Annotated in this window: 8 protein-coding genes and 1 pseudogene; 3 read left to right on the top strand and 6 right to left on the bottom strand. The window is 37.2% G+C overall.

The window, feature by feature from the left end; all coding sequences use genetic code 11:
• Positions 1–230 (bottom strand): annotated as a pseudogene (locus BM141_RS23110) (IS982 family transposase); the annotation flags it as partial.
• 147 nt (positions 231–377) lie between these two features.
• Positions 378–1,232 carry an ABC transporter permease gene (locus BM141_RS18965; RefSeq protein ID WP_091549041.1) on the bottom strand — a complete coding sequence of 285 codons (855 nt, stop codon included), beginning with the start codon at positions 1,230–1,232 and terminating at the stop codon, positions 378–380.
• A 67-nt stretch (positions 1,233–1,299) separates the two neighbouring features.
• On the opposite strand from BM141_RS18965, the gene BM141_RS18960 reads away from it, so the two are divergent.
• Positions 1,300–2,286 carry a glycosyltransferase family 2 protein gene (locus tag BM141_RS18960; RefSeq protein WP_143090995.1) on the top strand — a complete coding sequence of 329 codons (987 nt, stop codon included), beginning with the start codon at positions 1,300–1,302 and terminating at the stop codon, positions 2,284–2,286.
• A gap of 110 nt (positions 2,287–2,396) precedes the next feature.
• Here the strand turns inward: BM141_RS18960 and BM141_RS18955 are convergent, their stop codons facing one another.
• Positions 2,397–5,261, bottom strand: a complete 2,865-nt coding sequence (locus BM141_RS18955) for a S9 family peptidase (RefSeq protein ID WP_091549039.1) — start codon at positions 5,259–5,261, stop codon at positions 2,397–2,399.
• A 189-nt stretch (positions 5,262–5,450) separates the two neighbouring features.
• Between BM141_RS18955 and BM141_RS18950 the strand changes: the two genes are divergently transcribed.
• Entirely contained in the window at positions 5,451–6,656 is a 1,206-nt protein-coding gene (locus tag BM141_RS18950; protein WP_091549038.1) for a glycosyltransferase family 4 protein, read from the top strand.
• Positions 6,657–6,669: 13 nt separating this feature from the next.
• Here BM141_RS18950 and menD read toward each other — a convergent pair whose 3' ends face one another.
• The gene (menD, locus tag BM141_RS18945) at positions 6,670–8,409 is read right to left on the bottom strand and encodes a 2-succinyl-5-enolpyruvyl-6-hydroxy-3-cyclohexene-1-carboxylic-acid synthase (protein ID WP_245764115.1); all 1,740 of its coding nucleotides are present in this window, start codon (positions 8,407–8,409) and stop codon (positions 6,670–6,672) included.
• Between the two features lie 82 nt (positions 8,410–8,491).
• Positions 8,492–9,154: a carotenoid biosynthesis protein gene (locus tag BM141_RS18940; protein ID WP_091549036.1), complete on the bottom strand. Its 663-nt coding sequence runs from the start codon at positions 9,152–9,154 to the stop codon at positions 8,492–8,494.
• 682 nt (positions 9,155–9,836) lie between these two features.
• Between BM141_RS18940 and BM141_RS18935 the strand changes: the two genes are divergently transcribed.
• Positions 9,837–13,259, top strand: coding sequence for a CHAT domain-containing protein (locus BM141_RS18935; RefSeq protein WP_091549035.1), 3,423 nt, complete (start codon positions 9,837–9,839; stop codon positions 13,257–13,259).
• A 39-nt stretch (positions 13,260–13,298) separates the two neighbouring features.
• On the opposite strand, the gene BM141_RS22635 is transcribed toward BM141_RS18935, so the two are convergent.
• The gene (locus BM141_RS22635; protein ID WP_143090994.1) at positions 13,299–14,105 is read right to left on the bottom strand and encodes an FkbM family methyltransferase; all 807 of its coding nucleotides are present in this window, start codon (positions 14,103–14,105) and stop codon (positions 13,299–13,301) included.
• Position 14,106 lies beyond the last annotated feature (1 nt).

Raw genomic sequence — 14,106 nt, 5'->3', positions numbered from 1 at the left:
GGAAAATAAGATTTTAGATAGCCTTTAATAATACTTTGATAGTAATATTTGAAACATTTCATGCCTGATATATGATAATAAATCACAATTGCCATGATTTCTGAACAAGACATTTTTTCTTGTGGTACAACTTGTCCTTGACTTAATTGATACTGTTGAAATTTTTTAGCAAAGTCATCACAAGTAATGTAAATTTCTATTAGTTTTGTTGTGTTCAATATTAAGTACATAGTATTCTTTGATTAGTGTAATTTTCAAATATACTATATTTATTAATATTGAACATTTTTTATCATAAAAAATTGACTTTTAAGCAATTACCTCAATAACTCACGTTATTTTTAATGTATTTTAACAAAACACCACTGCAAGAATTTTTAAACAGTATCAATGAAGTCTTTTTCTGTTTGGTTAAAAGCTACAATTCCAATAAAGAAAATCACTATGGCAAAACACGCACTATACAATAGCCCCCAAGTATCCAATATCCCAAATCCTAAAAAAGTATAGCGAAAGCCCTCCATCAAATACGAAATAGGATTGATAGTAACATAAATTCTGAAACTCTCAGGAACGGCAGAAAGGGGATAGACCACAGCGGAGGCATACATCAGCAAGGATATGCCGTAGCTTACAAATAAGTTGAGGTCGCGGTATTTGGTAGTAAGAGCCGCTACGATTGCCCCTAAGCCCATGCCCATGAGTGAAGTAATTAGCAATAGGACAGGAAGCAGCATCAAGCCCAAAGGTTCAACATGCACACTCCTACCCGTAAACTTATAATACAGCCAAGCAGTAAAAAAAATCAATAGCATAATACCCAACTGGATAAGAGCAGAGATAACACCCGCAATAGGTACAGTCAAGCGAGGGAAATACACCTTGCCAAAAATACCCGCATTGCCCAGAAAAGTAATCTGAGTAACACTGAAACAGCGAGCAAAATATCCCCAAAAAGTAACGCTTGCTAACTGAAAAAGAAAAGGAGGAACGCCTCCCATGTCAATATTGGCTATCACCCCAAAAATAATGGTATATATCAAGGTGCTTATCAAGGGGTTGATAAAGTGCCAAAGAGGACCTAACAAGGTTTGCTTGTAAGCGGCAACAAAATCACGCCAAACAAATAGACGAATCAAATCTCTATACCTCCAAACTTCTTTCAACTTCAAATCTAACCAATAATGCTCTCCACTAATAATTTCCGTCCATTGCTCTTGCTGTTCTTTCATACATTATTTAATTTCAAAACTCGTCTTGAAGAATAAAATCTCTAATTTTAGCAAAAATAGCATTTTTTTGAAAGAAAAAGAAAAAATGGACAAGCCCTTAGTTTCCGTCATTGCACTTTGCTATAATCATGCACCCTACGTAGAGGAAAGTTTGGCTTCAGTGTTGGCTCAAACCTACCAGCCTATCCAACTGATTGTTGTAGATGATGCAAGTAATGATGAAAGTGTAAAAATTATTCAACAATTTGTTAATAATCAAAATAATAATGAAGAAGTTAAGTTTATTCGTTTAACTGAAAATGTAGGCAACTGTAAGGCTTTTAATATTGGTTTGGCACAGGCAGAGGGAAAATACGTAATTGATTTGGCAAGTGATGACGTGCTACTTCCGCATTGTATTGAAAGCCAAGTAAATCATTTTGAAAAGTTAGGAGAGGAGTATGGCGTAGTATTCTCTGATGTACATTTGATAGATGAAAAATCAAAAGTAATAGGTCAGTTTTACAAAAGAGATAAAACAGGAAAATTACTGCAAAAAGTGCCATCAGGGGAAGTTTATACAAAGGTTTTAGCAAAATCTTTCATCAGTGCGCCAAGCATGATGATAAGAAAAAAAGTCTTAGAGGAAATAGGAGGCTATGACCAAAGCCTAAGTTATGAAGACTATGACTTTTGGGCACGAACATCAAAAAAATACAAGTACTTCTTTATCAATGATATATTGGTAAAAAAACGAATTTTAAAACATTCTCACGGCAAGGCATTTTATCTAAAAAGAAATAACAAACACTTGCTTTCTACGCTCAAAATCCATGAAAAAGCCCTCGCTCAAAATCAAACCCAAGAAGAAAACCTTGCCTTAGCTATTTCTGTACGTTATCATTTGCGGCTGAGCTTTTTTACCGAAAATTTTGACTTGGTTTTCAAATTTGCAGAAATATTGCAAAAAATGCAATTATTGAGTTGGAAAGATAGATTTTTTATTTTGCTATCAAAATACAAAATATCTGTTTATCATTTATATAAGTTGTTTTTAAGGTGGCGGGAATCATAGATTGTACGCTGATTAAAGACTTTTATTTTTGCTCGACTACTTATCAAATCATTTAGCCTTTGCAAAGCAATATCAGAACTTGCAAAGGCTAAAACTTTTTTTGATTTTCATTATTCTTTTTCTTCATTCATCAGGGTCAAACCCTTGTTTACACCTTTTTCAAGCATCGGCACGCCTTTTTTCATCCATTCGGGCATGGGGGCATCTTTGAGGTAATAGTCAAAAAATTGGTACATACGAATCGCAAAATCCTTGCGGTTTTGACGTTGGGTAAGTCCATGTGCTTCTTTGTTATAGTTCAGCATCCATACAGGTTTTCCCAACCTTCGCAATGCCATGAAATACTCAATACCCTGATACCAAGGCACAGCCCCGTCTTCGTCATTGTGCATCATCAAAAGGGGCGTATTTACCTTGTCTGCAAAGAAAATAGGAGAGTTTTCTAAAAATCTCAAAGGTTTTTCCCACAAAGTTCCACCTATCCTACTTTGACTTTTTTCATATTGGAACATACGGCTATACCCTGATTCCCAACGGATTCCACCATAAGCACTAACCATATTGCTCACAGGCGCGCCTGCCTCTGCGGCTCTGAACAAGTTGGTCTTGGTAATGAGATAGGCATTTTGGTAGCCTCCCCAGCTATGCCCCTGAATACCAATACGTTCTTTATTTACAAAACCTTTTTCTATCAGGCTGGTAACGGCAGGCATGATGCAGTTATAGGCACTTTCCCCAGGATAGCCAATGCGATAAACTACGTCTGGAACAAAAACAAGATAACCATTGCTTACAAAGTAAGTGTAGTTAATGGCAGAGCGAATAGGCGCAGGAACGATGTGATTATGAATATTGTCTGAGTTTTTTTCGTAGTAATACACCATCATTGGATACTGCTTTTTCGGGTCAAAATTCTCTGGCTTGTAAAGCAAACCTTGCAAAGGAATACCGTCTAAGGAAAGCCAAGAGTACATTTCTACACTGCCCCAAGCATAGTCTTTTTGCTGTGGATTTGCTTCTGAAATTTTCTTTATGTTTTTGAAAGTCAAATCAGTAGCATACAAATCTGGATAGTCTTTAAAACTCTCTCTGGTGAATAGCAATACGCTGGCATCTTTTGCCTTGCGAGTTTGGAAAGTAGAAAAGCGATAGTTGTCCATAAGCAGTTTTTGCTTGCTATTGTCTTTCAGATTTAAGCTGTAATAACCTGACTGCTTGGTAGTTTCATCAAAAACTGAAAGTAAAAGCGTTTGGTCTGCTTTGAAAAATTTTTCCTCTTGGTCAAGGCGAATGTTGCGGAAAACGAGTTTTTCTTTCCTACCTGTTTGGGTCAGATTCACTGGGGCTTTGCGATTTTCGGGGTCAAAAGCCCAAATGTCATAGCGGTCATAGACTAAAAAAGTTTGGTCGTTTTCTGTCCAACCTGCAAAGCCATACTCGAGAGGATAGTCGGGGTGGTCGTCTTCTTCATCTGCAAATTTTTCTTTTAATCCTTGATTGAGTTTGAAAATTTGCCCACTTTTCACTGAATAGGTAAACCAAGCCGTATCAGGCAAGCTAAACCAATACACATAGTTTCCTTGCGGAGAAATTGCCGCATCGCCTTTGATTTTTTGTTGAATCAGTTTTTTATTACCTGTTTGCAAATCAAGTAAATACAAGTCTTCAAAACCCGAGATGTCCCAATTGGTCAGGCGGCGATATGGGACATCTGAACTTGCCAAAGCAAGGTTGGCATTGCCCTCATTGGCTAAACTAATAGAGGGAACTTCATTGGTGGCTAACTGCACTATTCTCTTACTATCTACATGATAAACAGAAAGATAGGAGCGTTTTTTGTCCTGCTCCAATCTTCTGCCTTGTTGTGGCTGGATGTAATCGTCCTGCCAATGCCAAATATCTAAGTTTACTATTTCCTCTGGAAGCAAGGTCGTATCCTGCACCACAGGTTTATTCGCCATACCAAAAAATAGCTTTGCCCCGTTTTGGGAGAAATTAGGCACGTAGTGTTCACTAACCAACAGACCTTTGGTAATATTTGTAGTATCAGCAATTGCCAAAGCAGAATCTTGTCCATTTTTCCAATGATAGAGTTTGAAATAGCGAACTTGCGTCTTAGTCGTATCCAAGTCTGCGACAAAAGCCACTTGACTGCCACTCTCATCAAAGGCTAAGTTCTTGAAATTACCTTTTTTAGCCCTGAAAAGCGGTTTCAGTTTTTCACTTTGCAGGTCATAGACATACACCCCTGCCAACAAGGTGCTGTCATTGCCCGTAGTGCTGAAAATTAGATTTTTTCCAAATTTGTCAAACTTATATTCCTTCACAAAGTCAAAAGTTGTTTCCTTAGCATTGGCTAACTTCCTCATTACAAGGCGATAACCATTCTCTTCGCTTTCCTTTTTCTTGGGTTTAGCAGGTTTCTTAGCTTCTTCTTTTTTTACTTCTTTGGCAGTGTCTTTTTTAGGCGTTTCCTTTTTTTCTATTTGCTCTATTTGGTAGGCAAGCCAAGCCCCTGCTTTTTCGGGAAGTTTAAAAGATTTTAAGTTCGCTACTTTTGCCAACTGCTTAGTCTGCAAGTTATAAATCCCCAAAGTATCTCTGGGTAAGTCTTCTTTTTTCTTTTTTTGTCGTCTCAAGTCCTTCATAATCTTCAAAGGGGGAGCAATCTTGAAAACAACAAACTGATTGTCTTGGGAAATCTCTACTTGAGAAGCTCTTTGGACAGAGTCTATCTGATTGGTTTTCAGGTTATAAAAAATTACCTTCCCGTCTCCCTCTTGGGGATTGACGGTATAAACTGCCCAACTCCCATCATTAGAAACTGCACGAAAGCCAATTTCTTTCCAAGAGTCATATACGCTGTGGGTCAGTGGCTTTTTAGTGCTGACGAGTGCAGTCTGCTTGCCACCTTTTTGCTGTGCTGAGGCAGCAAAGCAATAAAGTAGGAGTAAAATAAATAGTAATTTTTTCATAAATCAAATAGTTAATTCGAGAACTAAGATGTTTGTAAAAACTTGCTTAGCAAGATAGTAATAATTTTTTTTATGTATATTAAGTAATAGGTTTATGATACTTTCCAAACAAATTTGTCAGTCATAGCTCTATCTTTTTTTATATTTTTCTCATTTTTGTAGCCTAATCAGTATTTTAGCAACTTTTCAGTGTCTAATAGCCGTTATATTCTTATTATATCTCCTAACTATCCACCTGAGCAGGGGGCATGTGCTTCTCGCATGAGGTATATGGCACAGGGGCTTTCCAAAGCAGGGTATCAAATAGAGGTTTTGACTGCTATGCCTAACTATCCAACGGGAAAGATTTTCCCAACTTATTCCTCTTATTTTTTTTATCAAGTCTATGATGAAAGGGTCTTAGTAAGGCATTTCCCACTTTACCCGTCCAATGCCAATAATTTAACAACTCGCTTGCTAAGTATGGCAAGCCTTTCTTTTTCTGTATTGTTTTCTATTTTTTTTAAAAGGCAAAAAAAGCCTGATATAGTCATCGTCCAATCACCTCCTTTGCTCTTAGCCTTGTCGGCGTACTTTTTATCAAATTTTTACAAAGCAAGATTTGTTCTGAACATCTCTGACTTATGGCCTCGTGCCTTATTAGATTTAGGAAAAATCTCTAAAAATGGTCTTTACCGTATAGCCCATGCCATTGAAAAATTTTTATATCGTAGTGCAAAACTTTGCATAGGTCAATCACAAGAAATTTTGACGTATGTTGGACAGTTTGCGCCTCAAACTCCTACTTTTCTATATAGAACGGGGGTAGATTGCCAACTTTTCCAACCACTAACTTTCATTGAGCAGAGAAATGTTCCTTTGAAAATAGTATATGCAGGTTTGCTTGGAATTGCTCAGGGTATTCTATCTATTTGTAAAAACCTGAATTTTAAGGAATTAAATGCTGAACTACATATTTTTGGTGATGGGTATGAGAAAAATCAAATCGCTAAGTTTGTGGCATCAAATCCTGAGGTAGGGATTTCCCTACATGAGGCTGTCAAGCATGAAGAAGTTGCCAAGCTTTTACCTACCTTTGATGCGATGCTCATTGCTCAGAAGGCAGTGGTTTTAGGGACAGTACCCTCCAAGATTTACGAGGCGATGGCCACTGGTTTACCTATTTTGTTTTGTGGGGGAGGCGAAGGTGCCTCTCTCGTTGAACAACACCAATTAGGTTTTGTTAGCCTTCCCAATGATTTTAACTCATTGAAAAAAAATATCTTAACACTTTCAAAAATGACACTTTCAGAAAAGCAGGCTATAGGCAGTCGCAGTCGACAGCTTGCATTGGAGGAGTTTGACAGAGCCAAAATTTTAGAAAGTCTGTTAGCAGAGTTAAAGCAAATAAAATAAGAGAAAGTAGTTTCTATATTTTCTTGTATTCATTTAAAATTTGCATATTCTCCTCTATATAGGTTTCGATTTCTAATAGCTGAGCCTTTTCATTGGTTTGCAAAAATATTTTTAAAACTTTTTGAAAATCAGACCTACTATTAGCGTAAAAGTATTCTATGCCTGCATCAATCGCAGTGCGTTCTGCTTTAAGGGATTGTTTGGTTACAAAATACTCATCAGCCTCGGGGACTCTACCAGCATCTATCATTTTGAAAATACCCCCCCCGTGATTGTTCAGGACAACAATTTTTAGGTTTTTAGGCAGGTAGTTGTGCCATAGTCCGTTGCGGTCATAAAAAAATGCTAAATCTCCTATAATTAGCACATTCATTCTGTCAGGTTGGGCTAAGGCATGACCTACTGCTGTACTAAGGCAACCGTCTATGCCGCTTGTCCCACGATTAGCAAATACTTCTACGCTGCTATTGGAGGGCAGTTGCAAGTAGTTGGCATAGCGAACCGTCATGCTATTAGCCAAATGCAAATTTGCATGGTGAATATTTTTCATGATTGCACTCACTACCTCCAGCTCAGACAAAGGTTTCTCATTAAAAGCTGATGTTTCAAAAATATCAGCAATATTTTTTGAGAAATCTATGGGAAGTATTAGACGATTGATGAACGAAACTTCTTGCTCTGTCCATGAATTGAGGTATGCAAGTCTTCTTCCCATAATGTGAGGTTTAGTTTTTTGCTTTTGAGCAAGATTATTAAAAAAATAAGTAGGTGTAGTTCTAATCACCCTGCTCAGACTTTTAAAAGTATCAGGGACATTTCCCGCCTCTTGTATGTGCCAATGATGTTTCGGTTTTTGATTCCTTAGATACAATTTTAAGTTTTTAGAAATCACAGATTTCCCAAAAGTAATCAGCAAATCGGCTTGTCCCAATTTTTGTTGGATTTCTTTGTTAGCTAAAAAAATATCTTGGAAATGGATTTTATCTATCGGGCAAGGGTGCAAGTTTGAAATAACATCTGCAATAAGTACGATGCCCAATTTACTTTGCAAGCCATCGCACAATTCAGTATCCAATCTATTCTGCCCACCCACTACCAATACTTTCTCTGCCAGATTCCATACTTCTAAAATCTCCTCCCAGGCATTTTGTGGCAAAGTAGGAACGCTCTTTGTTTCTTTAAAAATCTTTACACTTTTATCAAATTTCATTTCAAAGTTTTCAGGTGGGTAGAGGGGTTCTCTAAAGGGCAAATTGACATGCACAGGGGCTGGAGGGTAAGCCTTACATAGATTAATTGCCTCATTCATTGTGCGTTCTATCTGCCAAACTGCGTCAGGATGCGAGTAATCCACAGGCAGTTCGTAACTTGCCTTGATGTGATTGGCATACATATTTTTTTGGCGAATCGTCTGCCCATCGGCTTGGTCTATCCACTCTGGGGGTCTATCCGCAGTCAATACTAAAAGCGGAATTTGTTGGTAATAAGCTTCTGCAATAGCAGGGTAGTAGTTCAAACCTGCCGAACCAGAGGTACAGAGCAAAGCAAGGGGTTGGTTGAGTTGCTGTGCCATGCCCAAAGCAATAAAAGCGGCACTGCGCTCATCAGGAATAATATAAGTACTAATTTCAGGATGGCGAGCAAAAGCAATAGTAAGTGGGGCGCATCTGGAACCTGGAGAAAGAACTACCTGCTTCAAACCATGTTGAGAACAGATTTCGGCGATATTAATGATGGGTTGATAAGGATACATAAAAGGTAACATGAAATTTGTATAGCTATCTCTGCAACGTAAAAATATGAATTTAAAGGGAATGAGCAATAAAAATATTTATTTAGTCAAATGCCCAAAGCCAGTGCATACCAAAGAAAAATAGTTGAGCCAAAAGAATAACATAAGCCATTCGGTTTTTTTTAGGTGCGTCGAGATAGAAAAATACCCATGCTAATACATAAGCAGAGATAAACCAGCCTACATAGTTTTTCAGTGGGACGGGGTGTCCAAACCAATGCCAAAAATCATGTACAATAGCCACAGGCTCAATCAAATAATCTAAGGTGGTCATTAAGACAGCAGGAATGAATGCTTTAAAGATGATAGGGACTTGCCAATCTGCTACTAAAGATGCCGTAGCATAAATCAGCACTAACCAATTTAACCCAATAGTAAGAGGCACACCTAATATCTTAATTCCTAAGGCTTCTCCATAGACGTATTCTCCAAAAATAAGCCCTGAATGTACCCCTACTACCTCGATAAAGAAACCACCCAAAAATACTAATAAGCAAGCAAGAGTAAACTTTCTACTCCAAGATGGGTGGAATGCCAACAATACAAAGCCAGAAACAAGTAAGTTAGCGGGAGTAAGTGCCTCAAAAAAAGACCTTGTTACTTCCCAATTCATCAAGAAAAAGCCAAAGAAGTGCATAGATAGTACTAAACTTGCTGTCCAAAAGAAATTTAGCGTAATGGCACGATTTAAAATATAAATGGTCATACTTAAGTCAACTTTTTTATGCGTTCTTTTTAAAATTATAAAGTATTAGTTATAAATTAGTTACAAATTTTGAAAGAACGATTATTTTTGTTGAATTACTTACTTACCCTTGACTACTTAAAATAATCGCCTGACAGGTCTGCGTAAAAGATTATTTTCCCTGTATTTATAACCTTATTACAACTCTGCAAGTCGGGATTCTGTTAGAGGTTTGATGTATCTTTTTACTTTGACATAACAATTTATTTTAATACAAATATTCAAAAATGTCTAATTAATTTTAAAGAACGTTTGAGAAAGTTGAATTACTTAACAATGACTCAAAAATAAAGGGACTTTTTACAAATATAAAAGTTCCCTCTTTACTAAAAATAGGCAAATCTAAGCGCAAGCAAATTGATTTAATTTCCCTTTAAAAGCTACCATAGTAAGTTGTCAAAAGGAATTATCCTAAACACATTTTTTGCGACTAATTTTTAGATTAAAAAAATTTTAATTTGTACTATTCCAAGAAATATCACTATTTTTAGTTTCTTGCCTAAGTATTTTGTGTAATTTACATTTTATAAAAAATAAAAATCTTACATTATACTTACACTTTTTTTATGACTTAAATAGTCCTTAGTCATCATATTTGCGTTTATTCGGATAGATTTTTAGGTTCTTTAAACCAAAAGCTAAGATGAAATTAAAACTGCTACTGTTTTTGTGGGTTGTACTTTGTTTAGATGTGTATGGGCAAGAGGTAAAGCCTAACAAGTTGGACAGAGCATATCATCTTTATTACAAAGCACTCCACTTCCAAAATAAACAACGCACTGATAGTGCCAATACCTACTTTTTGCAAGCTGCTCCCGAGTTTGCTAAGAGAGGGCGCTACACCCTGCATGCGGTATGTTTAAGTAATTTGGCAAAAAATTATTTTGAAAAAGGAAATTACGAACCTGCTAAGTTTTTTATTGACAGTGTTTTAGCAACCATAGAACGTAGAAAATTAGCCAAAGTGGGAATGTCTATGCGTCCCCTTGCCTTAGACCTCTCGGCTGATGCTTACCTTTGGAAATCCAAAATCGTAGAAAAACTCCACCTCTACGACTTAGCCATGCAATATGCAAATAAAGCAGTTGCTTTACGCTTGCAAGTAGATAAATCTAAGCCTTCATGGAAAAAATTGGCAGATGCCTACTTAAATGAAGGTAAAATACTATTAGCTTCGGGCTATTACTACCAAGCCGCAGAAAGTATGGACAGGACTTTGAAAATACTGCAAAAGAACAAATCCAAAGACGTAGTTACCCTTGCCTCCATTATTCAAACCCTTGCAGACAACTACCAAAAAATAGGAGATTACGAAAAAGCCCTTGAATATCTGCGAAAAGCTACTCAATACAGCAAAGACAGTGCGATGATAGCTTTAAATTGGCACATTACAGGACTCATTGCTGATGCCAAAGGAGAATACGACTCTGCTACAGTTTACCAAGAAAAAGCACTGAATTTCTGGCGTAAGGATTCTTTGAATAATCTTAGCCACATCGCCAAAGCAAACCTGAACATTGGTATTAGCAAGCAAAAGAGCGGATTGTTTGATGCGGCACTGGAATATGAGCAGAAAGCCTTACAAACCTTAGAAGATATACCCTCAGAGCAATATGCAAGTGTGCTTGACCACTTAGGAGTTACGTATGCTTCCAAAGGAGATATAGACCAAGCTATTCATTATCAGGAAAAAGCCTTAGCAATTCGCCAAGAAAAACTCCATACCCATCACCCCGAGAAGGCAGAAAATCTATTACACTTAGGAGATACACATTTCACGAAAAAAGAGTACGAAAAGGCGAAGAAATATTATGAAGAGGCTTTAAATATTGCTCAAAAATCTTTGAAAGAAAATCACCCTACTACAGCCTCTATTTATAGCAGTTTGGGGTCTCTTTTTAAGGAAATAGGGCAGGATTCTTTGGCAAAAGAGCATCTTTTGAAAGCCTTAGCCATTTACAGCAATGTACTAAAAAGCAAGGAACACCCATATATAGGAAAGATTTATAGCCAGTTAGGAGCGTTAGCACAGAAAGCCCACAACTGGGAACTCGCCATAGACTATACTTTGAAGTCCATCAAAGTCTATGAAAAAGTCTTAGGTAAGAAACACCCTGCGGTAGCCGAAGACTACTACCACTTAGCCAGAATTAGGGAGCAGATGAACCAAGACATGGAAGCATTGCACTATTTGCAAAAGGCTATGACAGCTCTTATTCCTGACTTTGAGGATACTAACTTCCTTGCTTTGCCTTCCATAGAAAAAACGCTCTCAGAACCCTTATTGCTTAAAGTCTTGGACAGCAAGGCTCGCTTGCTCAAGAAATGTGCTGTACCTAACGAAACCAAAGTGAATTGCTTGAATCATGCTTTAGCACATTACGAACTTGCTACGGACTTGATTGAAAAAATGCGTAATAGCTACAAGTCCGAAGGTTCAAAGATTCTTTTGGCAGAATATACCGTACCTATCTACGAAGAGGGAATTAAACTGTGCTTGCAACTCTCCAATATGCTCAATGACAAGAGATTTTACCAAGAGGCATTTATCTTTTCTGAAAAAAGTAAGGCAGGTGTCCTCAGAAGTGCCATAGCTGATGTTCAAGCACGCAAAATAGCAGGAATCCCAGACAGCCTCCTAAGCAAAGAATATGAGCTAAGGGAAGAACTGCATCGCTTAGATAAGGCACTGACCAAAGAAGAAGTCAGCAAAGAAAGTGCAGATAAACACAAAGTCAAGACTTTGAAAGCAAAGATTTTTGAGTATAAGACCAAGTATGACCAACTCATCGCCCACTTGGAAAAAACCTACCCCAAATACTACGATTTGAAATACAAAGTAAGCGATGTGGATTTCCATGAGTTAGAAAATACCCTCAAGAAAGACAAGAAAAAAGAAAAACTTACCTTAGTAGAGTATTTCGTTGGGAATGAATCTATTTATATTTTCACACTTTCAGAAAAAGGGTATCATGTAACCCAACTTACCAAAGAGCCTACTTTTGAGAAAGATTTGAGAGCTTTTAGAGGCAGTTTGTACTATAAATTGGAAAAGCCTGCGTATGACTATGGGATAAAACTTTACAGAAAACTGATAGAACCTATTGAAAATTTGATAGTTGGAAAAAACTTGCTCATTATTCCTGATGCAGTTTTGGGCATTGTTTCCTTAGAGGCATTGATAGATGCAAAGAAACTCGAAAAGAAGAATATAGCCATAGACAACTTTGCTGAGATGCCTTACTTATTAAAAAAGTACAATTTTGCTTATTCGTATTCTTCTTTACTTTTGCTCAATAAGTCTGAGCAAACCCAAACACCTCAGCATGATTATTTGGCATTTGCTCCTATTTTTAAAAACAGAACAAGAAATCTTTTGGCTACGCCCATGAGTGCTAAGAAAAGCACTAAACAAGTATCAGAATCTGATTTAGAAGTATTGCCAATAGATTTGAACGAAAATGCTCGCCGAGATTACCAAGAGGAGTTTCTCAATCCCTTGCCCGCTACCGAGCAGGAAGTAGATGAAATAGCCCAACTTTTTGATAAAAATAAAAGAGAAATTTTTAAAGGGGAGAAAGCCACAGAAGGGGCATTAAAAAGATTGGACTTAAAAGATTATAGATACATTCACTTTGCCACCCACGGCTTTGTCAATACACAAAATCCTGCACTTTCAGGTATCATTCTTTACAAGCAAAATAATGATAAAGAGGACGGAATTCTTCACTCAAGCGAAGTATATAACCTCCAACTCAATGCAGACTTGGTAGTGCTAAGTGCTTGTGAAACAGGGCTTGGCAAAGTAATCAAAGGAGAAGGTATAGTTGGCTTGGCGCGCAGTTTTCTCTATGCAGGAGCAAAAAACATCATGGTTTCTCTTTGGAAAGTTACTGATACGGCTACCAAAGAATTGGTTGTAGATTTTTACACTCAACTTTCAAGAAACAGAAAAATGAGCAAGTCAGAAGCCTTGCGTCGCTCCAAGTTAAGATTGCTCAAAGATAAGAAGTATGCCATGCCTTATTACTGGAACGGCTTTGTAATGATAGGGAATAGCTTGTGATAAAGCATTGAAAGTTTGTTTAAAGTTACTTCACATGTATTAGACGAACTTTTTTAAGAAGTGGCTCAACTTATCTACTCTATGGTGTATTTTTTCATATAGAGAGGCTTTTTTAATGATACCATCTTTGCCTTTAGGCTGATAAACTGACTTGACAAGTTCAATTAGGACTTTCTCCTCGGTATTTTTAGGATTCTTTTTCACAAAAAGGTAATCGCAAGCAGCATGAAAGGAATACATATAGCCTGTCCAACCGATTTGCTCAAAGCCCAAATCTTCCAAATATTTTTTTACTTCTGTATCAATGACCACGCCCTTATACATAGGGTAGCGAAAAGCCTCTATTTCTAAACCTATACAATCATTTTTGAGAAAACTCTCTGCCCCTTTTAGTACATAGTATTCCCCGCTTTGTGTATCACTTTTAAGGAAGTGAAATCGGATAGGAGATTTGCCTTCGCTTTGTAGCTTTTCATTTACTTCTGTTAAAACAGTATCCAATCGCTTGACTTTGAGCATTTCAGTTTTTTTTATTACTGTTCTTTCCCACCAAGTATCATTAAATTTGATGTTACCTTCTTTTCTGATTTGGTCAAAGTTTTCTCTCACCCACTCATAGTTAGGTTCTAAAAGTGATGAGCCTTGTCCAATGCTCCCAATAATGTAGAACTTACCTTCGCCATCATAATCCCAAATCGCAGAGTTGTATTTGATAATTTTTTCTCCAAAAACGGGCTGTTCGTTTGGCTCAAAAGTAAGGGCAAAACCGATTTTGTCTTGGTGTCTTTTCCATGGCAAGTCAAAACCGTCTAAAGCACCCACATCTATAAGATTGATTTTTTGCATA

The sequence above is a fragment of the Thermoflexibacter ruber genome (assembly GCF_900113045.1).
Lineage (GTDB): Bacteria > Bacteroidota > Bacteroidia > Cytophagales > Thermoflexibacteraceae > Thermoflexibacter > Thermoflexibacter ruber.
Note: the sequence above shows the minus strand (reverse complement) of the source record. Positions and strands in the feature narration are given on the sequence as shown.